Raw genomic sequence first — 26,352 nt, forward strand, 5'->3', positions numbered from 1 at the left:
GGAAGCCGCACCCTTGGATAGCCTGCTGGTCATGGCTGTCAACGGGGGAGACGACCGTCGTTCGAAGCAGGCCGCCGGGCAACTGGCCGCACTGTTGCAGGACTTGAAGCAGCGCAGCGGCCACAGTTACGGGGTTCTGGCCGGGCGGGTGTTCACCACGAGCTCCACGTTGCACCGGTACTGCACGGGGGCGAGCGTTCCGCAGGACTGCCGGGTGCTGGTGGCTTTCGCGGAGGAGTGCGGTGCGGGACCGGGCGAGCTGGAGGATCTGCTCCGCCTGTGGCGGGCGGCCCGGCGGCAGCTGCCGGAACGGGCGCAGGCACAGGAACCGGCACAACAACCGGTACAGGAACCGGCACCGGCACCGCCTGACCGGATACCGCCCGCGGCGGCGAGGGGTGAGGCGCCCGCGGCGAGCCCACCACGCCGGGCGCGGTGGCGGTGGCGGTGGCGGCTGCCGCGTACGGTGCTGGTGGTGGCCGCGGTGCTGACCGCGGTGTTCATGATGTCGGGGAGCGGGGTCCAGCAGCACGGGCGGCGCGCTGTCGCGGACCCTGGCGGGCCCGGAATGTCCTGGGTGTGGGCGCCTGATCCGGTCGAGCCGGCCGGGTTCGGGGTGACGCTCAATTCCAACACCGGTGCCATGCCCTCGTTCCGGGTCGGCAGTGTCCGGCTGTGGGACAGCGGCACCCGCTGGGCCGACCTGGAGCCACGGCGGGGCACGTTCGCCTGGGCTCCGCTCGACCGGCTGGTGGCCGGGGCGCGCCGCGCGGGCCGACCGGTGTTGTTCGTGTTCGGCGGGACACCGGCCTGGGCCGCGCCGGCGGGCGGCCGCTCGCTCTACGCCGATGAATCCCGCACCGCACCGCCCGACTCGCTCGCCGACTGGGACCGGTTCGTGCGGGAACTCGTCCGGCGGGACCGCGGCAGGATCGCGGCCTATGAACTGTGGGACACCGCCGACGACCAGCATTTCTACACCGGGAGCCCCGCGAAGCTGGTCGAGATGGTCCGGCGTGCGGCCGACGTCATCCGGCACGCCGATCCGGGCGCCACCGTGGTCTGTCCCTCCATGGAGCGGGCCGGTGAACCGGCCGGGAAGGACTTCGTACGCCGGTTCGCGGCACTCGGCGGGTACCGGTTCTGCGATGTGGCGGGCCTGAAACTGCGGCAGCGGCCCGGCGCAGAGCCACCGGAGCAGCTGTACGAACAGGTGCGTACCGCGTACGAGACACTCCACTCGGCCGGCGCGGGGATCGCGCTGTGGAACACCGGGCCCGCCTACGACATCCCCCACGGGCAGCGACTGACCGGGGCACGGGCGGCGGACTATGCCGTACGCACCTATCTGGTCGGACTGGCTGCCCGGGATCTGCATCTGGAGCGCACCTACCTGTACAGCTGGGGCGGTACGCGTGTCCCGGTCGTACTGCAGGCGGAAGGCAGACCGCCGACCGCCGCGGCGCGTGCGGTCGGGCAGTTGCAGGACTGGCTGGCCGGGGCGAGCACGGTGGGGTGCGGCCACGGCCCGGCGGCCGGGCTACCCGGAGCGGTGTGGAGGTGCGACTTCCGCAGGCCGGGGCGCGCCGGACAGGAGAGCGTGCTGTGGGCCGGAGAGGGACGTACGGCTGTTCCCGTGCCCGCTGACGCCGTGGCGGTGGCACACATCGGCGGACGCCAGGAGCCGCTCCACGGCCGCGCCCTGACGCTGACCGGTACCCCCGTCCTCGTCCTGAGCCGCCCCCACGGCCGCGGCTGACCGTCCCCTCCTCCCCTCCCCCGTCCCACGACCGTCCCACGACCGTCCCAGCAACCGCCGTCCTCGCAGGCCGGGCGGTATCTCCCGACCCGCCGTCCCGGAAGGCTCCGTCGGGGTCGTCCCAGGGGGTGCGGCCGTCCAAGGTGGGTGCAGTCCTCGCCCGACGAGCAGCAGGCAGCGGTTCCTCGCGCCTCGGCGCGGCGGGCGTCGGTTTCACCGGAGACGGTTTCACCGGAGTCGGTTTCACCGCTTCAGCAGAGACGGTTTCATCGCGGACCGTTTCCCACAGACGGGAGAGAACAGATATGCCCAACCAACGTGAGAAGGCCAGGATCCGCCGGATCGCCGCAGTGACCGCAGGTGTGACGGCGCTGCTCGGCGGTTCACTGGTGACCGCGGCGGCGGCGAGCGCCACGATGACCCCGGCGAGCACCACCAAAGCCTATGTGGGAGGCGGGCACGCGGCTTACAACACCGCCAACCACCACGCCTGGGTCTGCGACGACAAGAGCGACGGGCACTCGGTCTACGGCGTCTACTACTTCGCGGACGGCGGCACCCAGTACACCCTCAGCGACAAGGACGGCCACAACTCCAACTGTGCCGACGCGTACTTCGACAAGAGTGCGACCAGCTACAAGGTCTGCCTCAGCAAGGCGGGCATCGATCCGTGCAGCGGCAGGGTCTATCCCTGACCACGGAGTGACCGGGGGAAGCCGAAACAGGTCCCGGGTCCGCGCCGGTGCGGCGCGGGCCCGGGACCTGGGCCGTACTGACCGCTGCTCCTCACGGTGACGGCCGTTCCCCGCGCAGCCGTGCGATGTAGCGGTCGGCCGAGCGGCGGACGGCCGCGGCGCCGTCGCCGATCACGACGCGGCCCCACCAGCCGCCGTAGACGCGGTCGAAGGCGAAGCGTTCGACCCTGCGGGCGATGTCGTCGACGGTGTGCTCGTCGAGGGGGATGAAGTTGGGGAAGCTCCACATGAAGCTGACCCAGCGCCGGTCCTGGACGACGGCGACGGTGTCCCCGGTCAGCAGTGCGCCCCGGCCGGCGGAGCCCGCGGGCCAGTGCAGCACCGAGGCGCCGTCGAAGTGCCCGCCGATCCGGGCCAGCGTGAGCCCGGGCACGGGCTCGGCTTCGTCGTCGAACAACTCGATGCGGGGCGAAGGCCGTTGGATCCACTGCTGGTCCGCGCGCGGGATCAGGACCCGGGCGTCGAAAGCCTCGGCGAACTCGATGTGGGCGCCGTAGAAGTGCGGGTGGGACATGCAGATCGCGTCGATCCCGCCCAGCCGGGCGATCTGCCGCTTCGCGTCGTCGTCGAGCAGGGGCACGCAGTCCCACAGCACGTTTCCGTGCGGCGTGCGGACCAGGAGGGCGCGCTGGCCGATCGCGACCGAGGGCTGCACACCGATCCCGACGAGTCCGGGTTCCTCGTCACGCAGTTCGTTGGTGTGGTCGCGGGCCAGGTCACCCATCGTGGTCCAGCGCTGCCCCTCAGGACCGACGTACTGGCGCTCGTCCTCGCAGACGGGACAGTGCGCCGGCGGCTGTCCGGTGTCCGGGTACTGCACGGCGCAGGTCACACAGATCCACTCAGGCATACGGCCGGGTCTCCTCTCTCAGCCCCCGTCAGCCATGGTTCCGTACCGCCCGGAGCCGCGCCCCCTCACCTGCCGCCCGTGTCGCCGAGAACCGCCAGGAGGTCGCAGTGGACGAGCGCGCCCCCGTCCAGCTGCGCCGCGACGACCTGGCGGGCGGGGCGGTCGGCCGGGTCGGGGAACATCGCGGTCCACTCCTGGTTGAGCGCGGTCCGGTCGCGGTACTCGGCGAGCCGGAACGTCATCTTGAGGATGTCGTCCGTCGTGCCGTCGACGGCCGCCATGAGCGCCCGTACGTGGGTGAACACGGTGGCGCACTGCGCTTCGATGTCCTGCGGCATCTCACCGGTGGCCGGGTCGCGGCCGGTGAGGGCCCCCGAGGCCAGGAACGGGCCGATGCGGCTCGCGACCGGGATGGGGTTGGCGTGCCCGAAGCCCGGCAGGTGGACGCTGACGCGGCGCGGCACGGGATCAGGGCTCCGCGACGACATGGTTCTCGATCGCGCCGAGCCCGTCGATCTCGGCCCGCACGATGTCACCGGCCTTCAGGAAACGCCCGGTGGGGGCGCCGATCCCCGCCGGGGTGCCCGTGGCGAGGATGTCACCCGGCATCAGGGTCATGACCTGCGAGAGGTAGGCGATCTGCTGGTAGATGTCGTAGATCATGTCGTCGGTGGGCCAGTCCTGCCGGATTTCGCCGTTGACGCTCAGCCGCATTCGCAGGGCGTGCGGGTCGGCGATCTCGTCGTCCGTCGTCAGCCACGGTCCGATCGGCCCGTGGGTGTCGAAGGACTTGCCCAGCGTGAACGTGGGTGACCTCTTGGCCAGCCAGTCGCGCACGGACACGTCGTTGGCCACGAGGTAGCCCGCGATCACCGCGCGCGCGTTTTCGGCGGCCACATGCCGGCAGCGCTGCCCGATGACGACGCCCAGCTCCACCTCGTGGTCGAGCTCGTCCGACACGGCCGGCTTGTGGATCGGGTCGTACGGCCCGACGATGCACGACACCTGCTTGTTGAACCACATCTGGCTCGTCGGGACCGGGACGCCTGCCTGGCGCGCCTCCTCCGCGTGCTCCCTGTAGTTCATGCCGATGCCGAGGTACTTCTGCGGGTCGTCGACCGGCGCCTCCAGTCTGACGGCGTCGAGCGGGTGACTCGGGCCATCGGCTGCGAGGACGGCCGCGCGGAGCGTGCCGAGCGCCGGCAGGATCGCGCGCAACGACGTTCCCACCCCCGGCACGCCTGAGATGTCGGTGACGCGGTCCCCGTCGACGCGCCCGAGCCGTACGGGGCCGTCGGCGACGCGGAATCGTGCGATTTTCATCGTTGTCCGTCTTTCCCTGTGTTCTCGTCCGGTGCCGCCGACTCCGATGGCATCGCGGGCCATACGTGTTCGCCGTCCGGCGTCATCTGGAAACTGAGGAAGCGCCACTCGCCGTCGTCGCAGCGCCGCAGCACCTGGGTGACGACCCCGCTGAGGACTCGCTCGCCCCCGCCCGGCGAGCGCAGCCGGTTGGTCAGCCGGCCGGTCATGACGGCGACTTCGCCGATGAGCCGGATCGTCAGTTCACCCCGGGTCGAGTCGAGGTATGCCCGGCGTGTCGCGACGTGGTCCAGCAGCTGGGCTCTGCTGTGGGTGAGCCCGGGGGCGTGGATGTGCACGAGCGACGCGTCGAACATGTCGGCCAGCGCCGGGATGTCCCCCGCGACGAGAGCCGCGCGGCGGCGCTCTTCGAGGGCGAGCAGCTCGGCCCTGGTCCCGTCGTCCGCGCCGACGACCGTACTCACAGGACCCCCCGCACTCACAGGACCCCCCGGTACGAGCCGCCGTCGAGCTGGAGGTTCTGGCCGGAGATGTACCCGGCCTGGGCGCTGCACAGGAACGCGCAGGCGTCGCCGAACTCCTCCGGCCGGCCCAGCCGCCGGGCAGCGACGGTCGAGGCGATGCGCCGCCGGGCCTCGTCACGGTCGATCCCCTGCGCCGCCATCATCCGCTGTGCCATGAACTCCTGCCGTGGTGTGTCGATCCGCTCGGGCAGCAGGTTGTTGACCGTCACGTTGTCGGCGACGACGTCGTTGCTGATGGACTTGCTGATCGCGGTGAGCGCCGAGCGGGCGGAGGTCGAAAGTCCCATCTCGTAGGCGGGCCCCTTGACCATCGCCGACGTGATGTTGACGATCCGTCCGAACTTCCTCTCGCGCATGCCGGGTACATAGCCGCGCATGAGCTGCACGGCCGGCACCATGTTCGCGCGCAGCGCGCCCACGAGCGCGTCCTCGTCCCAGTCGTCGAGGCCGCCAGGGGCCGGGCCTGCGTTGTTGGTGACAAGGATGTCGGCGGACGGAACAGCAGCCGCGATCGCGGCACGGCCCCCGCCGGTGGTGAGGTCGGCCGCGACCCAGGCGACCCGGGCACCGCCGACCTCGCCACGGAGCGTTTCGGCCGCGGCCGCCAGCTTGGTCTCCTCGCGGCCGTTGAGCGTGACCAGGACGCCCTCTCGCGCCAGCGAACGGGCGCACGCGTATCCAAGTCCTTGGGACGAGGCCGCGACGAACGCCGTCCTTCCGGTCAGTCCGAGATCCATACGGAGTGCTTCCTTCCGTGAGTGCCGGGACCGTCAGGCGGACTCGGCCGCCGACGTGCGGAAGCCGGCCATCGGCTTGCCCCCTGCGTCCGTGCGCCGCTGGCCCACGAGCTGGTGGTACTTGCTGAAGATCTCGTCGGCCTCCGCGAGCGGGAGCACCTTCTCGATGTCGTCGAACCGCTTGCCGTCGGTGCGCTCGGCGACCATGCGGCGGATGACCTCGTACCCCTCACCGCGGTTGGCCATCACGATCCGGTTGACCCCCTCCAGGCGCTCCGCCTCGAACGCCAGGAGTGCCTCGTGGGGGCCGGGGACGGTCGCGAGCTTCTCGGCGACGACACGTGTGTCCACGATGGCCTGGCACGCGCCGTTGCCGCCGCGCGGGTACATCGCGTGCGCGGCGTCGCCGACGAGCACGACACGGCCGTCGACCCAGCTGTCGAGGGGGTCGTGGTCGATGAGCGGGAAGAGGTACACCTCGCGTGCGTCGGAGAGCATCTGCCGCACATCGATGAAGTCGATCCTGCAGTCGTCGTAGTACGGCAGGATCTCGTCGACGGAACCCTTCTGGTTCCAGTCCTCGGTGGATTCGCCGCGCGTGGCCTCGGCCACCCAGTTGACGAGCGTGAGGCCCGTCCCTTCGAAATCGTTCTCGATCGGGTAGACGATGAGGCTGGAGACGCGAGGGTCGCCGATGTGCAGGATCGTGCCGCCGGTCTTGAACGGCTCCATGAGCGTCGTGCCGCGCCACATGGTGAGGCCGGAGTACTTCGGCTCCGCGCTCTGCGGGTGCATCTGCCTGCGGACCACCGAGTTGATGCCGTCCGCGGCGATCACGACATCGGCGCGGACCTGGCCGCCGGTGCCGTCGGCGTGCTCCACCTGGAGCGTGACCCCGTCGGTGTCCTGTGTGTAGCCGGTCGTACGTACGCCCAGCACGACCGCGTCGTCGCCGAGACGTTCCAGCACCTTGCGGTACAGGAACATCTGGAAGGTGCCGCGGTGCACGAAGCGCTGCTCGTGCGCGTATCCCATGTGGACACCGCACTTCTCGGCGTAGATCTCCTGGCCGTGGTTGTTGAAGAAGATCGACTCGTCGGCGTCGACGGAGATCTCACGGAACTCGTCGAGCAGGCCCAGTTCGTCCATCTCCCGCGTGCCGTAGACCTTGACGTCGATGCCGACGCCGAGCGGTCGCAGCTCGGGGACCGCTTCGTAGATGCGGGGCCGAAAGCCCTGCTGGTGGAGGCGGAGCGCGGTGGCGAGACCGCAGGGGCCGGCTCCGATGATGGCGATGTCGAGCATGGCGTCCTCGTTCTCTTTCGGGGTGGTGGGGTGACCTGCCCTGCGCCCGCCGGCCGGGTGCCCAGCGGTCGGAGGGAGAGGTCAGCTTGTGGCGGGCCGCGGGCCCGGGATGAGGCCGCCGAGGAACCGCATGGACGACTCCCGGGCCCGGGCGGCACTGCGGGGGTTGTAGGCGATGACCTCGGGGGTGGGAGAGTGCGCCGCCTTCGGGTTGGTGAACGCGTGCTTGGTGTTGCCGTACAGGTCCACCTCCCAGTCGACGCCTGCCGCGCTCATGGCGTCCGTCAGTCGGGTCAGGGCCTCGGCCGGGGCCATCGGGTCGTCCGCGCCGGTGCACACGAGGACGGACGCGGCGGGGGCCGGCGCGCTCCAGTCGAACTCGATGAGGTCGAGTCCGCCGTGGATGCTCACGGCGCCGTGCACCGCACCGCCCGTACGGACGTATTCGAGTGCGGTGGAACCGCCGAAGCAGTAGCCCAGCACCGCGATCGCGGACCCGTCGAATTCGGGCTGTGCGGCCGCGGCCCCGCGGGCCGCCGCCACCCGCGCCATCCAGCGTGCCCGGTCGCCGGCCAGGCTCTCGATGAGCGGGCCGATCTCCGACTCGGCCAAGGGCAGCCTGCGTTCGCCCCACAGATCCGCGGCGAACACCGCGTATCCGTCTTCCGCGATCCGGCGGGCGGTGGCGATCATGTCGTCGCTCAGGCCGAAGGCGTCGTGGATGAGCAGGACACCGGGGAGGCTTTCGGAACCGGCCGGTGCGCACAGGTGACCGATCATCCGCGTGCCGTCGTGCGTGTAGTCGATGTCTCGTGAGACCAGAGCGGTCATCTGCCACCGTTCCTCGGTCGTGGGCGTCGTCGAGGGTGTGCAGCGCGGAACGCGGGCTCCTCCTGCCGTTTCCGGCTGCCACCGCCCTCAGTGGCCATGATTCGAACTCCATGGATCGTACATGATTTCAGACTTCAGCGGAAGGGCGGGCCGGGCGTCCGAGGGGGCACTCGGCGCTGCACCAAGGCCAGGCCGCGGGAGAATACTCCCAGGTCACAGCGGTATGAGCCCGAGAGGTCGACGCTTCGGCCGCTTTACGGAAGAGGCTTCTCCGCTCAACCGGGGAGCCCGCTTAGGGGCGATCGATATACGATCTCCGACCCGATACAAGAGGTCAGTAACTCGCCCGGTCCGCGTCCGGCACGCCCACGAAACGAGCGGCGAGGGCCTCGGAGCCCCGGGCCAGCATGGCGACGTCCGCGCCGACGAGAACGAAGCTCGCCCCCGCGTCCAGATAAGTCCGCGCCACGGCCGGGTCGAACGCGTTGACCCCGACCGGCACCCCTGCGCCCCGTATGGCGTCGAAGGCCCGCAGCACGGCGGCTGTGACGTCCGGGTGGGTCTGCCGGCCGAGGTGTCCCATCGAGGCCGCCAGGTCCGACGGCCCCACGAAGACGCCGTCGACCCCGTCGACGGCCGCGATCCCGGCGGCGGCCTCCACCCCCGCGACCGTCTCCACCTGCACGAACAGCGAGGTGTACGCATCGGCTTCGGTGAGGTAGTCCTCCACCCGGTTCCAGCGGGCGGAGCGCGCGAGGGCGGATCCGACACCGCGCCGGCCGCGCGGTGGATATCTGACCGCTTCCACGGCGGCCCGTGCCTCGGCCACCGAGGACACCATCGGTACGAGCAGGTTCTGGGCTCCCAGGTCAAGCACCTGCTTGATCGTCACGGGGTCGTTGGCCGGCACCCGTACCAGCGGCACGGCCGGGTAGCAGGCGACGGCCTGGAGCTGCGCCAGCACGGACTCCAGCCCGTTCGGGCCGTGTTCCATGTCGATCAGCAGCCAGTCAAGTCCGGCGCCCGCGCAGATCTCGGCGGCGGTCGCACTGCCCGAACACACCCACATCCCGGCGAGCGGCCGGGGAGCGGCGTCGCGGAGTGCGTCCCGGAACGGGGCTTTCAGACGAAGCGGCATGAGATCATTCCCATCGGTCCGTAGTCGCACAGGACGCTGTCCCCGCGGGCGACCGCCACCGGGCGGGTGAACGACCCGGCGAGGATGGTCTCTCCCGCCTCCAGACGCGCACCGTGCTGGTGGAGCTTGTTCGCGAGCCAGGCGACCCCGGTGGCCGGGTGGCTGAGGACACCCGCGGAGACTCCCGTCTCCTCGATGCTCTCGTTGCGGTACAGGAGCGCGGAGACCCATCGCAGGTCCACCCGGTCGGGCCTCACAGGCGAGCCGCCCAGCACCACACCGCCGTACGCGGCGTTGTCGGCGATGGTGTCGACGATCGTGCGCCCCTCCAGCTCGAAGTGGGAGTTGAGGATCTCCAGCGCAGGCGTGACGAACTCCGTCGCGCGCAGCACGTCGAAGAGCGAGCAGTTCGGGCCTTCGAGCGGCGTCGCGAGCACGAAGGCCAGCTCGACCTCTATCCGCACATTCGAGTAGGCGTCGTGCGGGATGACGGCGCCGCTCTCCCACACGGTGTCGTCGAACATCACGCCGTAATCGGGCTCCGTGATCCCGGTCGCGGCCTGCATCGCCCGGGAGGTCAGACCGATCTTGCGGCCGATCAGACGGCGTCCCGCAGCGACGCTCCTGTCGCGCCACACGCCTTGGATGGCGTAGGAATCCTCGACCGTGGCGTCGGGATAGCGGGCGGTGAGGCGAGGGATGACTCCGCGTGTACGTCCTGAGTCGGCGAGCTCCTCGGCGATCGCGGTGATCGTCTCGGCGGACAGCATCCGTACTCCTTTGTCGTGGGACCGCGGCCCGGCGCAGCGCCGGCCGTGATCGTCGTGGTCTCCCGGGGCGGCCGGCGCCCGGCCAGCGGTGCCGGCAGGGCCCTCCGGAGTGCCGGTGACTCCTGCGCCGCGCCGGCCGGTCCCGTCAGATGGGCGCGGATCCGAGGGGCTCGTCAGGGTGTTCGTGCTCGATGAAGGCCGAGAGCGTGCCCTTCCGGTGACGCCGCACCGCTTCCTCGATCTCGTGCAGCGGAGCGCCGTTCTCGATGAGGCCGAGGATCTGGTCGTGCTCCTGTACGGACTCACGTGCCCGCTCGGGAACGAACGCGAAGATCGAGTCACGCAGGCTGCCGAGGCGCGCCCATTCGGCGTTCACGATCTCCAGCAGCCGTGCGTTGGCGCACCTGGAGTAAAGGGTGTGGTGGAACTCCTGGTTGAGAGCCGAGAAAGCGCGCGGGTCGAAGCGTTCGAGGTGACCGGCCATGATCTCGTTGAGGGCACGGGCCCGCCGCAGGTCGTCCTTCGTGAGCTCACGTGCGGCGAGCGCGGTGGCCGCGCTCTCCACGACGCTGATGACCTGCATGGCGGAGCGGTACTGCGAGTCGTCGACCATCGACACCCGGGCGCCGACGTTCCGCTCGAAGGTGACGAGCCCCTCGGCCTCCAGTTGCCGCACAGCCTCGCGTACCGGTACGACGCTCATGCCCAGCTCGCCCGCGATGGTGGCGAGCACCAGCCGGTATCCGGGGGTGAACTCCTGTTGCGCGATGCGCTCCTTGATCCAGCGGTATGCCTGCTGGGACTTGCTCAGGGAATTGGCCTTGTTCGCCGTGCCGCTCGCCATGCCCGGGTTCACTGTGCCGCTCGCCATGCCTGGTACCTCGCTCTCCACTCGTCGTTCAACGGGAACAGTTCCCTGACCGGGTGGCCTGCCGCCACCTGTTCGGCGATCCACGCGTCCTCATCCTCCTGGGCGAGCGCCGCGTCGACGACCTCCTCGGCGAGTGCGAGCGGGAGGACGATCACGCCGTCCGCGTCGCCGACGACGATGTCGCCGGGCTGCACGGTCGTACCACCGCACCCGACGGTGACGTCGGCCTCCCACGGGACGTGCTTGCGGCCGAGGACGGCCGGGTGGGGGCCCACGGTATAGACGGGGATGCCGACGGCTGCGACCGCGTCGGCGTCACGGACCCCGCCGTCCGTGACGATGCCGGCGGCGCCGCGCGCGTGCGCGCGCAGGGCGAGGATGTCGCCCAGAGTGCCCGAACCGGCCTCGCCGCGCGCCTCGATCACAAGGACCTCGCCCGCGCCGACGGCGTCGAAGACCCGCTTCTGGGCGTTGTAGCCGCCGCCGTGGGCGGCGAACAGGTCCTCACGGTTCGGGACGAACCGCAGAGTCCGTGCGGTACCGACCATCTTGGCCTCGGGGTGCAGTGGCCTCACCCCGTCGATCGTCACGTTGTTCAGACCACGCTTGCGCAGTTGGGCGGAGAGCCCCGCGACAGGTGCCGACAGCAGCTTCTCGTGAAGTTCCTTCGAACCGGCCGTGGTTGAGGCTCGCGCCATCTCGGGCGAGCCCCATGCCTCGGTCCGCTGGGTGTCGTCGGCCGCGGGGAGCGAGCCGAGCGCGCCGTCGAAGGCGACGTCGCCCGCGGTCACCGTGGTCGTCAGCCGGCCCGTCGTGACCGCGGGGAGCGAGCGGCCCGCTCCGGGCGAGTCGACCTCGACCTCGACGGTGTCGCCCGGGACGACGACGCTCGACCCGGCCGGAGTGCCGGTGAGTACGACATCGCCGGCCTCAAGCGTGAAGTGCTGGGAGAGGTCGGCCACGATCTGCGCCAGCGGGAAGAGCAGGCCGGCGGTGGTGTCCTCCTGCGCAGGACGGCCGTTGACCCACGTCCGCACCCGGAGCGCGGCCGGATCGAGCGTCCGCGCGTCGAGGAGCTTGGGCCCGATCGGAGTGAAGCCGTCGCCGCCCTTGGAGCGGAGGTTGGAGCCGTTGTCGTTGGCCCGCAGGTCGTACAGGCCGAAGTCGTTCGCCGCGGTGACCCAGGCGATGTGGTCCCAGGCCGTGTCCAGGCCCACCCGCCGCGCGGGCGTTCCGACGACGAGGGCGATCTCCCCCTCGAAGGCGAGCAGTTCGGTGCCGGCCGGCCGCTCGACGCGGCCGTCGCCGGCAGCGACGGAACTGGAAGGCTTGAGGAAGTACGACGGCCGGCCGGGACGCCGGCCCCGCTGCTCCGCGCGTGAGAGGTAACTCAGATGGACCCCGATGATCTTTCCGGGGCGGGACGGGAGCGCGCTGAAGCGCGGATCCGCCCCCTCCCCCGGCTGAACGCCGGCCGCCGCTGATTGTTTACTCATGGGGTCCCCTCGACGTATTCGATTCTAGAGAAATCATATACGTTTCCGTGAGGTCAGGGCAAGCGGCCGCCTGCTACGGCAGCGGGCCACCCAGGCCCTGTCGCTCAGGAGGTCTCCGGCCGGGTGCTGACCAGCCGGCGGCGCAAGTGCTCGCCGTGGTGCCCGTGCCGCTCGTAGTGGTCGAGCAGCAGGTCGTGGCCGAGGTCGTTGTCCAGGTCACGCCAGACGGTGTGCATGTGCTGGCCGGCCGCGACGGCGTTGTCGGACTCGACCAGGACGCGCCCGGTGGAGATCCGGTAGTAGTGGGGGCTCTCGGGGCCGGTGCCGCCCGCCCACGCGAACGTCAGACGTTCCGGGTCCTCGGCGAGCACGGCGTCGCGGTACTGCGCGGCGAGCTCCTCGGGCACGGTGGCGAAGTAGCGGAACAACAGCTCATGCACCAGGTCGAGTTCGGCACGTGACAGCTCGGCACCGTTGACTCCGGACGGCGCGTTCTTCACGAAGCGCAGGGCCTGCCGGTCCTCGTCGGTGATGTGGTACCCCACGATGCCGAGGTCCACATGGTCGGGCCACTCCTCGGCGCCGACCCGCGGCACCTGCCGGGTGACGAAGTCCGCCGGGGCGACGGGGTGGATCAGTGCCTTGGACCGCTTGTCCTGCTCCAGCGCTCCCAGGAGCCGGAAGGCCAGTTCCTCGCTGCCGCCCAGAGGATTGAGCACTCCGGCCGGGAAGGGCTGGGCCCCCATCGCGAGCGGGGTGACGGTGAGGTACCGCTGCCCGACGATGGTGTAACTGAAGGAGATGTGGTGCCCGATGACCCGCCACCCCCAGGTGTCCTCGAAGCCGGGCCGGCCGAAGAAGCTGAACCAGTAGCCCTCCGGATCACGGAAGTCACCGGCGATCGCCCCGAACCCCCTTGGTACGGCTTCGAGTTCGCGCAGGATGTTCTCGGTTGCCATGATCGACAGGGCCTGGCTGTAGCCGTGCATGCTCAGCCCGGCCTTCAGCAGGGTGTGGGCGACGGTCCGCTGGTGCCGGTCAAGCGCGAACAGCGGAACCCCGCAGCGGCCGGGCTTGGGAATGAAGTCCCAGTCGACACGACGCTCGTCGTCCATGGGCAGGAACGCCTGGTCGCGCTGGTCGCCGGTGAGGGAGTTGAGCAGCGCCCAGGTGGCGAACAGCATCTGCCGGATCGCCGTCGGCGCCTCGTACGTCAGCGGTCCCGGCTCCTCTTCGCCGTCCAGTGTGCGGTCGAGCGGTGACACCATGTGCTTCTCCGTCGTCGTACGTGATGACCGCGGGCTTCTGCTCAGCGGCCCTGGTGGCCGGCCTGACCGGCCTGACCGGGGTGATCCGTACCGGCCCGGTGCGCCGCGGCGTAGTGCTGTCGCAGCAGGTCCTTGCCGTAGTCGTTGCCGTTCGGCGTGCGTACGACCGTGTGCACGTGGAAGCGGGCGGGCTCGTCGTTGGTGAGCCACACGCCCTGGTGGTTGTCGAACTCGACCATGACGACAGGGCTCTGTACGCGGTAGTAGAACGGCTGAACACCGTCGTCGGGGCCGATCCAGCTCCACCAGGTGTCCTCCAGCGCCGACTCGATCTGCCGCATCCGGGCACGCAGCGGGCGTTCGGGCAGGAAGTCGATGAAGCTCTCCACCACGCTGAGCAGCTGCCTCTGCTGCGCCGGACCGAGATCACGGGCACGCACACCTTCGTAGGGGATGACGCGGTTGTCCTGGTAGGCCCCGCCGAGAGTGCGTTCGTCGGCGAAGTGCAGGCGCCCCTCCGGCATGGCCGGGTCCTTCATCTGCCGGTAAGTCGTGGCCAGATGGCGCTGCTCGGCCGGGAGTGACCGCATGAGCTCGATGCCGGTGAGTGCTTCCCGCCGGAACAGCTCGAAGCTGTCGCCGCTGTCGCGGTCCACCGTGGTCGGCTCCGCCCCCATGAAGGTGGGCGAGACCACGATCTGCGAGCCGAGGACCAGGCAGTTGAGAGCGAGGTGGTGGCCGTACAGGTTCCAGCCCCATGGCTCGGTCTCGCTGGGCTCGCCGAACATCAGGAAGTGGTAGCTCCACTCGTTCATGATGTTCCGCAGGTCGTACAGTTCGCCCAGGTAGAGGTTGGCCGAGCGCACCTGGCTGGTCTTGACGTATCCGTCGTCGCTGAAGCATGCGCGCATGAGGGCCGTGACCGCCGTGCGGACCTCGGGCGAGACCTCGTCGAGGCGTACTCCGTGTGCGTTCATCGGCCACTCGGGGTTGTACCAGTCCCGCCACTCGGCGGCGTCGACGGGATGGCGTACCCGGGCCAGCTCGCCGTCGCTCAGCGCGGTGACGACCCCCTTCGCGGCCGTGACGGCGGCCGCCACGTCGAACCCCTCGTCGGCGATCGCGTAGCGCCCTTCGAGTGGGTGGCCATCGGTAGTGATGCCTCGGTAGGGCTCTGCGTAGAGGCGCTGCCAGTAGTCGATGAGGCCGGTGGCCCGGTCCGTCTGCCGGATCGGCTCGGCATAGGTCCACGGGTCCAGGCCGCGCGCGTCGCGCAGCCGCTCCGCGTCGGCCGGGATGAGGTGGTTGCGGAAGTCTCCGAGGGACATCGTCGTCTCCTGTCTGGCGCATGGCGCGCCGGTCCGTCCCCGGGGCCCGGGGCCCGCACGCGAGCCGGGGCCCGGGGCCCGGGGACGGAACGTCTCGGTCCAGGACGGACAGTCGAGATCGTATATGAATTCACGCGCAACAGAAAGCAGCCTGCTGCCCGCCGCCCGGGGCGGAGCCTGATCAGCCCTCGCGCTGCACGAAGTCCCGTACGCGCTGGGTGAGTTCGGTGCGGTCGTAGCTGTTCACCAGGGCGCCGGCCATCCGGACCGGGTCCCCGAAGAAGAAGTTCTCGTACAGCGTCTGGCGGCCGGCGAACGAGGAGATGCTCGCGTCGAAGGCCAGCTTGAACAGGCGCACCCGCTCCTGACCGTCGATGGCCTTGCCCTGCAGGTAGGTGGACACGTCTTCGGCGGCGGCGCCGAACACGTCGTCGGCACCGGGCAGGCCCATCAGACCGCCCGCGCCGAACTTCCGGACGATGGCGGGGAAGCGCTGGGCCACCTTGGGGAACCAGTTGCGGGACGTGTTCAGCGGCTCCCACTTCGGAGTGTGGACACCGAACTCGTTCTCCGATCCCTGGGTCTCCGCCGCCTGGATCAGGGCCTTCTGGATCTCCACGATGTTGATGACCTCGGCGAGGTCCTCCTGGATGTGGCCGAACTGGCCGATGCCGATCGAGTCGGCCATCGCCGAGAGCAGACCGAGGTAGAACTCGGACTTCGCCAGGGTCCGGGAGGCCACCTGGTGCGTCATGTGCGCGGTCGCCGATGTGCGTGTGTAGAACTGGTTGCAGATCGCGGTGTCGCGCAGCACGAAGACACGCTCGTAGGGCACGTGCACGTCGTCGAAGATCACCAGCGCGTCGCTCTCGTCGAAGCGGGACGCGAGCGGCTCGTCGAAGGTGCCGCGGCCGTGCAGCACCGGCTGGCGGGCGACCAGACGCAGCCCCGGAGTGTCGAGCGGGACCGCGAACGCGTAGGAGTACGGCTCGTCCTCGGGGGTGTTGCGCAGCACCGTGGAGGGGAAGACCAGGATCTCGTCGGCGATCGGCGCGATGGTGGCGACCATCCGGGCACCCCGTACGACGATGCCGTTGTCGTCCTCCGACACCACCCGGGCCGCCAGCATGCCGCCGGCCTGCTGGCTCGCGGCGACACTGCGGTTGACCTGCGGCGGTATCAGGGTGTGCGTGGTCAGCAGGTCCTGTTCGCGGACGGTCTCCACATAGCGGACCAGGTTCTCCCCGAAGTCCTTGTTGGACTCGCTGAACCATGAGGACGCCTCGGAGAGCGCCATGAGGCCACTGTTGAGGTAGTCGCCGGTGCGGCCGAGCATGCCGAAGCTGTGATTGGCCCAGGTGCTGAACGCCGTGCGCCGCTTGACCAGGTCCTCATAGGTCCTGGGGACCAGGAACGAGGCGCCGACCGGCTCACCCGATGTGGGCGAGGTGAAGGTGAGCGTGTCCTTCAGCTCCGGGCTGACCTGGAGGTCGTACAGGGCGGCGTAGCTGCGCGCCAAGCCGGCGAAGGCCGGGTGGCGGTGCAGTCCGCCCTGGGTGAGCGTCTCACCGTCGATCTGAACATGCGGGTGTCGCTGAGCCAGGCTGTCGATGAAGTCCTGGCCGGAACGTGCGCCCATGGGGGTCTCCTTGCGGACGGGGTGGGGTCACATGAGGTGTTCGATGCCGAGCATCCGGTCGGGGATGGTCACGAAGGAGCCGCCGCAGAAGCCGAGCAGGTCGCCGTTGCGGTAGTCGAAGTCGACCACCCGGCCGACGAACAGGGTGTGGTCCCCTCCGTCGTACGCGGCCCACGGCTCGCAGGCGAAGTGCGCGAGCGCGCCGTCCAGCCGGGGTCCGGCGGGGCCGTCGGCCCACACCGGCTCCAGCTGGGGCCGCCCGGCGAAGTGCATCGCCATGGCCTCCTGCTCGGCGCCCAGCACGTTCACCACGAACGGCCGGTCGGCGAGTTCGTCGTGCGACCGGGCCGCTCGCGCCACGCTCACCAGCACGAGCGGCGGGTCGAGCGAGACCGAGATGAACGAGTTGGCCGTGAAGCCGCGCCGGCCCTCCGGACCGTCGAAGGTCACCACCGTGACGCCGGTGGCGAAGCGGGCCAGCGAGGCTCGAAAGCGCCGATCCAGACCCGCGGGGTGCGTTGTGCCAGCGCTCATGACGCCTCCCGTGACATCGCGTGAATTCTATATGCGAATTCATCGTTCTAATAAAGAACTCTAAAGGTCCGGGCTGTCGGCTCGCAAGGGGTCGGCCGCTATAGTTCTGCGACATGGTCGACAGCAAGGCACCCGCGTCCCAGACGCTCTCCCGGGGCATCCGCGTGCTGGAGGTACTCGCGGCGGCGCACCGGCCGTTGAGCATCGAGGAGATCGCGGGCGAGCTCGGGGTGCACCGGTCCATCGCGTACCGGATGCTGCGGACCCTGGAGAGCCACCGGCTGATCAGCCGTCAGGCCACCGGGCGTTACTCACCCGGCGCCGGACTGGTGGTGCTGGCACAGTCGGTGGAGCGCGACCTGCACACCGTGTCACTGCCCGAACTCGCCTCGGCGGCCGAGGACCTGGGGATGACCACGTTCGTGGCGATCGACGACGAGCAGGAGTGCGTCACCCTGGTGAGCGTCGAACCCCGCCACGCCTCGGGCACGGTGATGCAGCGGCCCGGCACCCGGCACGCACTGACCCAGGGCGCACCGGGAGTGGCGATCCTGTCGGCACGGGACGAACCGGTCGGCGCCCCCGGGGCCGGACCAGCGGTCGAGGAAGCACGCCGCCTCGGCTACGCCCTCAGCCGCGGCGAGGTGATCCCCGGGGTGGCGTCGGTGGCGGTACCCATGCCCACCAGTGGCCCCGCACGGGCGGCGGTCGCCGTCGTCTACGTGACGAGCGAACGGCCCGTGGAGGAAATCGCACGGCGGCTGACCGCCGCCGCCAGGGCCATCGGCGAACTCGTCGGCTGAGCCGTCACCCGCGGATACACCGGCGGACGCATCGGCCGGGACGGCGGCGGACCGCCCCGCGCACGGAGCCCCTCACCCACGGGCACCTCCGGGGTGCCCCGACGGGGCACCGCGCTGCACCCTGCCCGCACTCCGGGATGAATACGTCAATCATGTACGACATCTCATCCCGCTGAATATCTGAGCAGCGATTCTTTACTGTGAAACTTCTTGTGATCGTACACGATTAGCGTCTACGGTCGGCTGAGCTCAGGGCCGAGCATGTGTCGTCGACCCCTGCGCCGGGCGGCCGCACCGATGCCACACACCGGCGCACCGCCACCTCGCAGGGCAACCGCACATCAGCCTCACAACCGTCCACGGCACAGCCGGACGGCCTGTCATCCAGCACGGGCAGACAGCCGCCCGCCGTTGTCCACAATGTTTCGAGGTGCCATGCCCGCCATCACGTCGCCCACCTCAGCGCAGCCCCCGCAGTCGTCCCAACTCCCGGCAGCTTCCTGGCACTTGGTGGCCACGACGGTGCTGGCCTGTCTGGGTGTCTTCGTCTCCTACCTGCCCGTCGTCGGTGTCTCGGTCACCCTGCCCGTCATCCAGCAGGCTCTGAGCGCCTCCACCACCAGCCTGCAGTGGATCACCGACCTCTTCATCATGCCGTCCGCCGCGCTCCTGCTGACCTGCGGAGTGCTCGGTGACATCTTCGGCCGCAAGAAGGTGTACCTGGCCGGACTGGCCCTGGTGGTCACCGGCGGTCTCGTCTGTCTGACGGCGAACAGCGTCGTACAGCTCTGCGTGGGTCAGGCCCTCACCGGTGTCGGCACCGCAGCCCTGATGCCCTCCACGCTCTCCCTGCTCACCCACATATGCGCCGAACGACGGCAGCGGACCCGGGCCATCGCCCTGTGGACGGCCTCCCTCGGACTGGGACTGACACTCGGCCCGCTGGTCAACGGGCTCATCGTCGCCCACGCATCCTGGCGGTGGATCTTCCTGCCCTGCGTGGTTCTCGGCGCCCTCATCGGCGTGGCCGGTGCGTTCCTGCTGGCCGACTCCCGTGCCGGACGCGAACGCCAACTGGACGTTCCCGGACAGCTCCTGGCGATCGTCGCCATCGCGGCCCTGGTCTACGCGGTCATCGAGGGCGGCGTCACCGGCTGGGGCTCCGCCGAAGTCGTCGTCGCGTTCGTCGTCGCCGTTCTCGCCCTGGCCGCATTCGTCGTCACCGAGCTGCGTTCCGCTCACCCCATGCTCGACATGCGGCTCTTCTCGTCCCTCGCCTTCTCCGGCACCGCCGCCGTCATGTGCCTCACGCTCTTCGCCCAGGTCGGTCTCGTCTTCACCCTGAGCGAGTACTTCGGCCTCGCCCAGCACGCCTCCACCCTCGACATCGCCGTCCGCCTCGTCGCCCTCAACGGCTTCACCGTCGTCCTCGGCCCGCTGGTCGGACGGCTCATGATCCGTACCACCCCCGGGCTCGTGCTGGTCGTCGGTCTCGTCGTGAGCGGCGTCGGCGCCCTCCTGGTCACCACCTTCGACCCGTCCAGCGGGATCGCCGTCTCGGCCGCCGTCATCGGCGTACTCGGCATCGGCATCGCCCTGGCCACGGCGCCCATCACCACCATCGCGATGAACAGCCTCCCGAGCCGCCTCGCCCCCACCGTGGGCGCCGCCAACAGCGCCCTGCGCCAGATCGGCAGCGCGCTCGGCCCCGCGGCCTTCGGTGTTCTGCTCACCAACCGCACCCTGAGTGCCCTGCCGGGCCACCTCGCCGCCTCCGGCCTGCACACCGCCGACCGGAACCGGGTGCTGGGCGTGGTGGCCGACACCGGCATCCAGGCCGGCGCCGTCCTCCGTCTCCCCACCGGCCGGGCCACGGCTCAGGCGCACGCCGTCTACGGCGCGAGCTTCACCGACGCTCTCCACATTTGCGCGATCGTCGGCGGGGCAGGGATGTTCGCCGCCGCCGCCATCGCGCTGGTCACCATCGGCGTCCGCAGGAGCGCGCACAACACCGCCGCGGGCTAGCCAGGGCCTCTTCTCCCCCGGCCCGGCCGTACCCGCCGCGGCGCGTCGACGATGCCATGGCCCGGCCGACTGTCCGCTCAGTCCGGTCAGTCCAGGTCGGACATGTCGAGCACAAAGCGGTAGCGGACGTCGTTGCGCCGGAGGCGGTCGAGTGCCGTGTCCACCTGTGACGACGGGAGTACCTCGATGTCGGCGGCAATGCCGTTGTCGGCGCAGAATCGGAGCATCTCCGCTGTCGCCGGTCGGCCCCCGCTGCCCGCGGAGCTGAGCTTCTTACGGCCGGGGAGCAGGTCCATGGCGTCGACGGTGACGGGGCCCAGGTACCCGAGGAGGCTGAGGGTGCCGTCCATCGCCACCGGCTTCAGATACGGGGCGAGGTCGTGCGGGGCGGAGATGGTGTCGAGCACGACGTCGAAGGTGTCGCGTGCCGAGGCCATGTGCTGGGGGTCGGTGGAGGCGATGAGGTCGTGGGCGCCGAGCTTGCGGGCGTCGTCGCGCTTGTCCTCGGTGCGGCTGATGACGGTCGTGGTAGCGCCGAGTGCCACGGCCATCTTGACCGCGAGGTGCCCCAGGCCGCCGAGCCCGGCCACGGCGACGCGGCTGCCGGGGCCCACGCCGAGGGCGCGCAGGGGTTCCCAGACGGTGACGCCTGCGCACATCAGCGGGGCGGCCGCGGCCGGGTCGAGACCGGAAGGAAGCGGGTAGGCGAAGGTGTCGCGCACGACGTACTCGCGGGAGTAGCCGCCCAGGGTGGTCGACCCGTCCTGCCGGTCGGTGCCGCCGTAGGTCAGAGTCGGGAAGGAGTGGCAGAAATTCTCCTGTCCGGCTTCGCACATGGCGCACACGCCACAGGAGTCGACGATGTTGCCCACCGCGACGCGGTCGCCGACCGCGAAGGTCGTCACCTCCCGTCCGGTCCCGGTCACCACGCCGGTGAATTCGTGACCGGGCACCAGGGGCGCGTCCGTGTCCTGGTCGTAGGCGCGCAGGGCGTGCAGGTCGGTGTGGCACACACCGCAGTAGTCGACCCGCACCGCGATGTCGTCCGGGCGTAGGTCACGCCGCTCCAGCGAAGTGCGCCGCAGCGCCGTCGGGCCGGCCGCCTGCCATCCGGTGTTCGTTCGCATTCCCACTCCTTAAACAGACTGTTCGGTCTGCCGAAGTCTAGGCGCGGCGCACACACCAAGGCAAACCAACTGTTCTGTTTGGTAGACTGCGGGCATGCCGGAACAGCCCCAGACCTCGCGAGGCGCCGCGACCTACCAGCGCATCCTGGACGCCGCCACCGAAGAGTTCGCCCAGCACGGCATCGCCGGGGCGCGCATCGAACGCATCGTGACGGCAGCGCGCACCAACAAGGCACAGCTCTATGCCTACTTCGGCGACAAGGAACGGCTCTTCGACGCGATCTTCCTCAGCTCGCTGGAGCGCATCACCAACGTCGTGCCCATCGACGCCGACGATCTCGCGGGCTGGGCCGTCCGTCTCTACGACGAGTATCTGCGCCGCCCCGACCTCATCCGGCTGGCGACCTGGACACGGCTGGAGCGCCGGCCCGCCGGGCACCTCGTCGAGACGCATCAGCACTACGACGACCGCAAGCTCGCGGCCATCGCCGAGGCCCAGACCGCCGGGCGGATCCGCGCGGGCGACCCGTTCGACATCATGGCCGTGGTCATCGCCATGTCCATGGCCTGGTCACCGGTCAGCAACGTGTACGCGGCCGGCAGCCAGGAACCAGATGACGTACACGACCGGCGCCGCACCCTGCTCCGCGACTGCGTCCGAGGCGCCACCGCGGCCGGCGGGGGCGACACGTCCCCCGTCCCCCGTCGACAGGACCCCTCGACCCCCTGACCCCTGGCCCTTGACCCCGGCCCCCGGCCCCCGGCCCCCGGCGGCAGGATCAGCCCATGGGCCCGCGTTCGGCCAGGCGCCTCAGCGAGGGAAGCAGCGCCTCCAAGTCCTGCTCGGTGCGGAAAGCGACGATCATGGTGTCGGCCCCCGCCGCCACGCTCTCGCGCTCCGGCGGTCCCGAGAAGAGCGCGAGAACCTCACGCATCGCCTCGTCCACCTCGGCGACCGGCTCGGAGCACTCGTCGCGGAGCCAGCGGCGCAGCACATGGTTGTGGGCCGAGACCACCGACGCCGCCATGAGTTCGGCCCGCAGTGAGGCCGCCGCCGTCGGGTCCCCCATCCAGTCCGCGATGAACTCGCGGAAGAGCCGCTGATAGCGCGCCACACTGGCGATCTCCCGGTCGCGCAGGGCGGTCACCTTGCTGGTGAGCGTGTAACGCCTGCGGGCGAGGTCGCCTTCGTCGATGTAGTGCAGGAGGACCAGGCGCACCGCGTCCGACACGGCGACCAGGGCGGTGCTCTGGCTGGAGGTGGCCAGCCGGTCCCTGATCAGGTCGAGGAGCCGGTCGTGATCGGGGAAGATCACCGCTTCTTTGGACCGGTAGTGCCGGAAGAACGTCGTACGCCCGACTCCGGCCCGTTCCGCGATGTCGTCGACGGTCGTCTGCTCGTATCCGCGCTCGTCGAAGAGCGCGAAGGCGGCGTCCGCCAGTCGGATTCGCGCGGGTGGCTTGCTCATGACGGCCCATCCTCTCCTGTCTCGCAGGCCGAGACCACTTGCCCGCTCCAATGGTACTGAGTACCGTCCTATCGATATCCAGTACCGCAGGAGGTTGGGGCATGGGTTCTCTTGCAGAGAGCGAGTCAGGGCTGCCGATCCAGACGCTCTACGACGGCTGGTCGCTGGCGGACTTCGACGCGGACACCAAACTGGGCAGCCCGGGGAAGTTCCCGTTCACCCGGGGCGTGTATCCGTCGATGTACACCGGTCGGCCATGGACGATGCGGCAGTACGCCGGATTCGGCACGGCGAAGGCGTCCAACGAGCGGTACCACGAGCTGGTCCGCGCGGGCACAGGCGGCCTGAGCGTCGCCTTCGACCTGCCGACGCAGATGGGGTACGACTCCGACGAGCCCATCGCCCGTGGCGAAGTGGGCAAGGTCGGTGTCGCGATCGACTCGATCGAGGACATGCGGACGCTGTTCCGGGATCTTCCCCTGGACCAGGTGTCGACATCGATGACGATCAACGCACCGGCCTCGACCCTGCTCCTGCTCTACCAGCTGGTGGGCGCCGAACAGGGCATATCCGGCGACCGGTTGACGGGCACGGTCCAGAACGACGTACTGAAGGAGTACATCGCCCGCGGCACCTACATCTACCCGCCGAAGCAGTCACTGCGCCTGATCAGCGACATCTTCGCCTACTGCCACCGGGAGATGCCTCGCTGGAACACGATCTCCATCTCCGGCTACCACATGGCCGAGGCCGGAGCCACGCCCGCGCAGGAGATCGCCTTCACCCTGGCCAACGCGAAGGAGTACGTGAGGGCAGCGATCGCCGCCGGGCTCGACGTCGACGACTTCGCACCGCGGCTGTCGTTCTTCTTCGTCGCCAGGACCACGCTGCTGGAGGAGATCGCGAAGTTCCGCGCCGCACGCCGTATCTGGGCGCGCATCATGCGCGACGAGTTCAAGGCCAGGAACCCCAAGTCGCAGATGCTGCGCTTCCACACCCAGACCGCGGGGGTGCAGCTGACCGCGCAGCAGCCTGAGGTCAACCTCGTCCGGGTCGCCCTCCAGGGCCTGGGCGCCGTCCTGGGCGGGACGCAGTCCCTGCACACCAACTCCTACGACGAGGCCATCGCCCTGCCCACCCAGAAGGCGGCCCGCCTCGCTCTGCGCACCCAGCAGGTCATCGCGTACGAGACCGACGTGACCAGGACGGTCGACCCGTTCGCCGGCTCCTACGTCATGGAGTCGATGACCGACGACGTGGAAGGCGCGGCCCTGGAACTGATCGAGGCGGTCGAGGACCGGGGCGGTGCGGTCGCGGCGATCGAGCAGGGTTTCCAGAAGTCCGAGATCGAGAAGTCCGCGTACCGGATCGCGCTGGAGATCGACAACCGCGACCGGACGGTCGTCGGCGTGAACGAGTACGCCATCGACGAGGAGGAGCCCTACGAGCCGCTGCGAGTCGATCCCCACATCGAGACCGACCAGCGCGAGCGCCTCGCGGCCCTGCGCGCCGAGCGCGACAACGACGCCGTGCAACGTGCCCTGGACGCTCTGCGCTCCACCGCGCAGGGCACCGGCAACGTACTCCCCCCGATGCGTGAGGCACTGCGGCAGCACGCCACGGTCGGCGAAGTAGCCCAGGCGCTGCGCGACATCTGGGGCGTGCACGTCCCCCACGACACCTTCTGACCGACGATCCTCCGGGGTGGAACAACCAGTGAAAGCCACAGAAGTGAACGCCACAGACATCCACACGACCGCGGGCAAACTCGCCGATCTTCAGCTCCGTACGTCGGAGTCGACACATGCCGGATCGGCACGCGCCATCGAGAAGCAGCACGCCAAGGGCAAGCTGACGGCCCGCGAGCGGATCGACCTGCTGCTCGACGAGGGGTCCTTCACCGAACTGGACGAGTTCGCCCGGCACCGCTCCACCCACTTCGGCCTCGACAGCAACCGCCCGTACGGCGACGGGGTCGTCACCGGTTACGGCACGGTCGACGACCGCCCGGTCGTCGTGTTCTCGCAGGACTTCACCGTCTTCGGCGGGGCCCTCGGCGAGGTCTACGGCCAGAAGATCGTCAAGGCCATGGACTTCGCGCTCAAGACCGGCTGTCCTGTCATCGGGATCAACGACTCCGGCGGTGCGCGCATCCAGGAGGGCGTGGCCTCGCTGGGCGCCTACGGTGAGATCTTCCGCCGCAACACCCATGCCTCGGGGGTGATCCCCCAGATCAGCCTCGTCGTGGGCCCGTGCGCGGGTGGCGCGGTCTACTCCCCCGCCATCACCGACTTCACGGTGATGGTCGACCGGACCTCGCACATGTTCATCACCGGGCCCGACGTCATCAAGACGGTCACCGGCGAGGACGTCGGCTTCGAGGAGCTGGGCGGCGCCCGTACCCACAACTCCACGTCCGGTGTGGCGCACCACATGGCGGGCGACGAGAAGGACGCGATCGAGTACGTCAAGAGCCTGCTGTCGTATCTGCCGTCCAACAACCTCTCCGCCCCGCCGGCCTTCCCTGAGGAGGCGGACCTGGAGACCTCGGACACCGACCGGGAGCTGGACACGCTCATCCCGGACTCGGCCAACCAGCCCTACGACATGCTCACCACGATCGAGCACGTCCTGGACGACCACGAATTCCTGGAGACCCAGGCGCTGTTCGCCCCGAACATCATCACCGGCTTCGGCCGGGTCGAGGGCCACTCCGTCGGTATCGTCGCCAACCAGCCGCTGCAGTACGCCGGCTGTCTCAACATCGACGCGTCGGAGAAGGCGGCCCGCTTCGTGCGGACCTGCGACGCGTACAACATCCCGGTCATCACCTTCGTCGACGTACCGGGCTTCCTGCCGGGCACCGACCAGGAGTACGACGGCATCATCCGGCGCGGCGCCAAGCTGATCTTCGCGTACGCCGAGGCCACGGTCCCGCTCATCACGGTGATCACCCGCAAGGCGTTCGGCGGCGCGTACGACGTGATGGGCTCCAAGCACCTGGGCGCCGACCTGAACGTCGCCTGGCCGACCGCGCAGATCGCCGTCATGGGCGCGCAGGGCGCGGTCAACATCCTGCACCGGCGCACCATCGCGGCGGCGGACGACGCCGAGGCGACCCGGGCCGGGCTGATCTCGGAGTACGAGGACACCCTCCTCAACCCCTACGTCGCGGCCGAACGCGGCTACGTCGACGCGGTGATCATGCCGTCCGAGACCCGCCGGCACCTCGTCCGGGGCCTGCGCGCCCTGCGTAACAAGCGCGAGTCACTGCCGCCCAAGAAGCACGGCAACATCCCCCTGTAGGACTCTCCGCGTGCCATGAGGAGCCGCTGTGATCAAGGTTGTCCGGGGAAACCCCACTGCCGAGGAACTCGCCGCCATGGTCGCGGTGTTGTCCTCCGACCGCACCGCCGGCCCCACCGCCGCCACCGCCCCGGGCCCCCGCCCGGCCGGGGCCTGGGGGTCTCCTCCCCTTCTCCCGCGTACTCCGTACACCTACGGCCCCGCCGGGTGGCGCACCCCGGCTCTGCCCCACTGACCTTCCGATCGGAGCAACCATGAACAACCTGCGACAGCGCATACGCCTCGGCGGCGTCCCTCGCGTCATCGATATCCCCGGCCCGCTCAGCGGCGGGCGGGCGACCACGCGGGAGGCGGCGGCGTGCTGACTAAGGTGCTCATCGCCAACCGTGGCGAGATCGCTGTCCGTGTCGCACGGGCCTGCCGGGATGCCGGAATCGCGAGCGTAGCCGTCTACGCCGATCCGGACCGGGACGCACCGCACGTACGCGCGGCCG

At 69.9% G+C, this 26,352-nt stretch carries 26 protein-coding genes; 9 read left to right on the forward strand and 17 right to left on the reverse strand.

Features of this window, described 5'->3' with window-relative positions; genetic code table 11:
* The first annotated feature begins 31 nt into the window (after positions 1–31).
* Entirely contained in the window at positions 32–1,759 is a 1,728-nt protein-coding gene (locus G3I19_RS06335; protein ID WP_164260370.1) for a helix-turn-helix transcriptional regulator, read from the forward strand.
* Between the two features lie 305 nt (positions 1,760–2,064).
* Complete coding sequence (locus G3I19_RS06340) at positions 2,065–2,454, forward strand: hypothetical protein (RefSeq protein WP_164260372.1); 390 nt, start codon at positions 2,065–2,067, stop codon at positions 2,452–2,454.
* Positions 2,455–2,545: 91 nt separating this feature from the next.
* Here G3I19_RS06340 and G3I19_RS06345 read toward each other — a convergent pair whose 3' ends face one another.
* From G3I19_RS06345 to G3I19_RS06415, 15 genes are all read right to left on the reverse strand, one after another.
* A complete protein-coding gene (locus G3I19_RS06345; protein ID WP_164260374.1) occupies positions 2,546–3,364 on the reverse strand; it encodes an MBL fold metallo-hydrolase in 819 nt (272 codons plus the stop codon).
* Positions 3,365–3,429: 65 nt separating this feature from the next.
* Positions 3,430–3,828: a RidA family protein gene (locus tag G3I19_RS06350; RefSeq protein ID WP_343235008.1), complete on the reverse strand. Its 399-nt coding sequence runs from the start codon at positions 3,826–3,828 to the stop codon at positions 3,430–3,432.
* Positions 3,829–3,832: 4 nt separating this feature from the next.
* The gene (locus G3I19_RS06355; protein ID WP_164260378.1) at positions 3,833–4,687 is read right to left on the reverse strand and encodes a fumarylacetoacetate hydrolase family protein; all 855 of its coding nucleotides are present in this window, start codon (positions 4,685–4,687) and stop codon (positions 3,833–3,835) included.
* Positions 4,684–5,151: a nuclear transport factor 2 family protein gene (locus tag G3I19_RS06360; protein WP_164260380.1), complete on the reverse strand. Its 468-nt coding sequence runs from the start codon at positions 5,149–5,151 to the stop codon at positions 4,684–4,686. The genes G3I19_RS06355 and G3I19_RS06360 overlap by 4 nt, the downstream gene beginning before the upstream one ends.
* 14 nt (positions 5,152–5,165) lie before the next feature.
* On the reverse strand, positions 5,166–5,948 hold the full coding sequence (locus G3I19_RS06365) for an SDR family oxidoreductase (protein ID WP_164260382.1): 783 nt from the start codon (positions 5,946–5,948) through the stop codon (positions 5,166–5,168).
* A 33-nt stretch (positions 5,949–5,981) separates the two neighbouring features.
* Complete coding sequence (locus tag G3I19_RS06370) at positions 5,982–7,253, reverse strand: FAD-dependent monooxygenase (RefSeq protein WP_164260384.1); 1,272 nt, start codon at positions 7,251–7,253, stop codon at positions 5,982–5,984.
* Positions 7,254–7,334: 81 nt separating this feature from the next.
* A complete protein-coding gene (locus tag G3I19_RS06375) occupies positions 7,335–8,084 on the reverse strand; it encodes a dienelactone hydrolase family protein (RefSeq protein ID WP_164260386.1) in 750 nt (249 codons plus the stop codon).
* Between the two features lie 334 nt (positions 8,085–8,418).
* A complete protein-coding gene (locus tag G3I19_RS06380; RefSeq protein WP_164260388.1) occupies positions 8,419–9,222 on the reverse strand; it encodes an HpcH/HpaI aldolase/citrate lyase family protein in 804 nt (267 codons plus the stop codon).
* Positions 9,207–9,992 (reverse strand): 2-oxo-hept-4-ene-1,7-dioate hydratase, encoded by a 786-nt coding sequence (gene hpaH, locus G3I19_RS06385; RefSeq protein ID WP_164260390.1) that lies wholly within the window; start codon positions 9,990–9,992, stop codon positions 9,207–9,209. Before hpaH ends, G3I19_RS06380 begins: the two co-directional genes overlap by 16 nt.
* Before the next feature lie 145 nt (positions 9,993–10,137).
* Positions 10,138–10,863, reverse strand: coding sequence for a GntR family transcriptional regulator (locus G3I19_RS06390; protein ID WP_239074010.1), 726 nt, complete (start codon positions 10,861–10,863; stop codon positions 10,138–10,140).
* Positions 10,845–12,359 (reverse strand): fumarylacetoacetate hydrolase family protein, encoded by a 1,515-nt coding sequence (locus tag G3I19_RS06395; RefSeq protein ID WP_164260392.1) that lies wholly within the window; start codon positions 12,357–12,359, stop codon positions 10,845–10,847. The genes G3I19_RS06390 and G3I19_RS06395 overlap by 19 nt, the downstream gene beginning before the upstream one ends.
* A 104-nt stretch (positions 12,360–12,463) precedes the next feature.
* A complete protein-coding gene (locus G3I19_RS06400) occupies positions 12,464–13,627 on the reverse strand; it encodes a DUF3500 domain-containing protein (protein ID WP_164260393.1) in 1,164 nt (387 codons plus the stop codon).
* 41 nt (positions 13,628–13,668) lie between these two features.
* A complete protein-coding gene (locus tag G3I19_RS06405) occupies positions 13,669–14,955 on the reverse strand; it encodes a DUF3500 domain-containing protein (protein WP_164260395.1) in 1,287 nt (428 codons plus the stop codon).
* 181 nt (positions 14,956–15,136) lie between these two features.
* A complete protein-coding gene (hpaB, locus tag G3I19_RS06410; RefSeq protein ID WP_164260397.1) occupies positions 15,137–16,594 on the reverse strand; it encodes a 4-hydroxyphenylacetate 3-monooxygenase, oxygenase component in 1,458 nt (485 codons plus the stop codon).
* Positions 16,595–16,621: 27 nt separating this feature from the next.
* A complete protein-coding gene (locus G3I19_RS06415) occupies positions 16,622–17,128 on the reverse strand; it encodes a flavin reductase family protein (RefSeq protein ID WP_164260399.1) in 507 nt (168 codons plus the stop codon).
* Positions 17,129–17,241: 113 nt separating this feature from the next.
* On the opposite strand from G3I19_RS06415, the gene G3I19_RS06420 reads away from it, so the two are divergent.
* Positions 17,242–17,931, forward strand: a complete 690-nt coding sequence (locus G3I19_RS06420) for a helix-turn-helix domain-containing protein (protein ID WP_164260401.1) — start codon at positions 17,242–17,244, stop codon at positions 17,929–17,931.
* 435 nt (positions 17,932–18,366) lie between these two features.
* The gene (locus G3I19_RS06425) at positions 18,367–19,956 is read left to right on the forward strand and encodes an MFS transporter (protein WP_164260403.1); all 1,590 of its coding nucleotides are present in this window, start codon (positions 18,367–18,369) and stop codon (positions 19,954–19,956) included.
* A gap of 86 nt (positions 19,957–20,042) precedes the next feature.
* Here G3I19_RS06425 and G3I19_RS06430 read toward each other — a convergent pair whose 3' ends face one another.
* On the reverse strand, positions 20,043–21,083 hold the full coding sequence (locus tag G3I19_RS06430) for an NAD(P)-dependent alcohol dehydrogenase (RefSeq protein WP_164260405.1): 1,041 nt from the start codon (positions 21,081–21,083) through the stop codon (positions 20,043–20,045).
* A gap of 94 nt (positions 21,084–21,177) precedes the next feature.
* On the opposite strand from G3I19_RS06430, the gene G3I19_RS06435 reads away from it, so the two are divergent.
* On the forward strand, positions 21,178–21,813 hold the full coding sequence (locus G3I19_RS06435) for a TetR/AcrR family transcriptional regulator (protein ID WP_164260407.1): 636 nt from the start codon (positions 21,178–21,180) through the stop codon (positions 21,811–21,813).
* A gap of 49 nt (positions 21,814–21,862) precedes the next feature.
* Here G3I19_RS06435 and G3I19_RS06440 read toward each other — a convergent pair whose 3' ends face one another.
* Complete coding sequence (locus G3I19_RS06440; RefSeq protein ID WP_164260409.1) at positions 21,863–22,552, reverse strand: TetR/AcrR family transcriptional regulator; 690 nt, start codon at positions 22,550–22,552, stop codon at positions 21,863–21,865.
* A 101-nt stretch (positions 22,553–22,653) separates the two neighbouring features.
* Here G3I19_RS06440 and G3I19_RS06445 point away from each other — a divergent pair, with 101 nt between their 5' ends.
* The 4 genes from G3I19_RS06445 to G3I19_RS06460 form a co-directional block, all read left to right on the forward strand.
* The gene (locus G3I19_RS06445; RefSeq protein ID WP_164260411.1) at positions 22,654–24,240 is read left to right on the forward strand and encodes a methylmalonyl-CoA mutase family protein; all 1,587 of its coding nucleotides are present in this window, start codon (positions 22,654–22,656) and stop codon (positions 24,238–24,240) included.
* A 43-nt stretch (positions 24,241–24,283) separates the two neighbouring features.
* Positions 24,284–25,858 (forward strand): acyl-CoA carboxylase subunit beta, encoded by a 1,575-nt coding sequence (locus tag G3I19_RS06450; protein WP_343235009.1) that lies wholly within the window; start codon positions 24,284–24,286, stop codon positions 25,856–25,858.
* A 28-nt stretch (positions 25,859–25,886) separates the two neighbouring features.
* A complete protein-coding gene (locus tag G3I19_RS06455; protein ID WP_164260414.1) occupies positions 25,887–26,093 on the forward strand; it encodes an acyl-CoA carboxylase subunit epsilon in 207 nt (68 codons plus the stop codon).
* A gap of 126 nt (positions 26,094–26,219) precedes the next feature.
* On the forward strand, positions 26,220–26,352 hold a 133-nt coding region (locus G3I19_RS06460), incomplete at its 3' end, for a biotin carboxylase N-terminal domain-containing protein (protein ID WP_164260416.1).

Source organism: Streptomyces sp. SID10853 (assembly GCF_010548145.1).
In the GTDB taxonomy this organism is placed as follows: domain Bacteria; phylum Actinomycetota; class Actinomycetes; order Streptomycetales; family Streptomycetaceae; genus Streptomyces.

Coding starts and splice junctions, on each gene's coding strand:
- G3I19_RS06355 (WP_164260378.1), bottom strand. CDS start 4,687: ATGAAAATCGCACGATTCCGCGTCGCCGACGGCCCCGTACGGCTCGGG.
- hpaB (WP_164260397.1), bottom strand. CDS start 16,594: ATGGGCGCACGTTCCGGCCAGGACTTCATCGACAGCCTGGCTCAGCGA.
- G3I19_RS06430 (WP_164260405.1), bottom strand. CDS start 21,083: ATGCGAACGAACACCGGATGGCAGGCGGCCGGCCCGACGGCGCTGCGG.
- G3I19_RS06390 (WP_239074010.1), bottom strand. CDS start 10,863: ATGGCGAGCGGCACAGTGAACCCGGGCATGGCGAGCGGCACGGCGAAC.
- G3I19_RS06445 (WP_164260411.1), top strand. CDS start 22,654: ATGGGTTCTCTTGCAGAGAGCGAGTCAGGGCTGCCGATCCAGACGCTC.
- hpaH (WP_164260390.1), bottom strand. CDS start 9,992: ATGCTGTCCGCCGAGACGATCACCGCGATCGCCGAGGAGCTCGCCGAC.
- G3I19_RS06340 (WP_164260372.1), top strand. CDS start 2,065: ATGCCCAACCAACGTGAGAAGGCCAGGATCCGCCGGATCGCCGCAGTG.
- G3I19_RS06405 (WP_164260395.1), bottom strand. CDS start 14,955: ATGTCCCTCGGAGACTTCCGCAACCACCTCATCCCGGCCGACGCGGAG.
- G3I19_RS06440 (WP_164260409.1), bottom strand. CDS start 22,552: ATGAGCAAGCCACCCGCGCGAATCCGACTGGCGGACGCCGCCTTCGCG.
- G3I19_RS06380 (WP_164260388.1), bottom strand. CDS start 9,222: ATGCCGCTTCGTCTGAAAGCCCCGTTCCGGGACGCACTCCGCGACGCC.
- G3I19_RS06415 (WP_164260399.1), bottom strand. CDS start 17,128: ATGAGCGCTGGCACAACGCACCCCGCGGGTCTGGATCGGCGCTTTCGA.
- G3I19_RS06375 (WP_164260386.1), bottom strand. CDS start 8,084: ATGACCGCTCTGGTCTCACGAGACATCGACTACACGCACGACGGCACG.
- G3I19_RS06365 (WP_164260382.1), bottom strand. CDS start 5,948: ATGGATCTCGGACTGACCGGAAGGACGGCGTTCGTCGCGGCCTCGTCC.
- G3I19_RS06435 (WP_164260407.1), top strand. CDS start 21,178: ATGCCGGAACAGCCCCAGACCTCGCGAGGCGCCGCGACCTACCAGCGC.
- G3I19_RS06395 (WP_164260392.1), bottom strand. CDS start 12,359: ATGAGTAAACAATCAGCGGCGGCCGGCGTTCAGCCGGGGGAGGGGGCG.
- G3I19_RS06335 (WP_164260370.1), top strand. CDS start 32: ATGGCTGTCAACGGGGGAGACGACCGTCGTTCGAAGCAGGCCGCCGGG.
- G3I19_RS06370 (WP_164260384.1), bottom strand. CDS start 7,253: ATGCTCGACATCGCCATCATCGGAGCCGGCCCCTGCGGTCTCGCCACC.
- G3I19_RS06425 (WP_164260403.1), top strand. CDS start 18,367: ATGCCCGCCATCACGTCGCCCACCTCAGCGCAGCCCCCGCAGTCGTCC.
- G3I19_RS06420 (WP_164260401.1), top strand. CDS start 17,242: ATGGTCGACAGCAAGGCACCCGCGTCCCAGACGCTCTCCCGGGGCATC.
- G3I19_RS06345 (WP_164260374.1), bottom strand. CDS start 3,364: ATGCCTGAGTGGATCTGTGTGACCTGCGCCGTGCAGTACCCGGACACC.
- G3I19_RS06400 (WP_164260393.1), bottom strand. CDS start 13,627: ATGGTGTCACCGCTCGACCGCACACTGGACGGCGAAGAGGAGCCGGGA.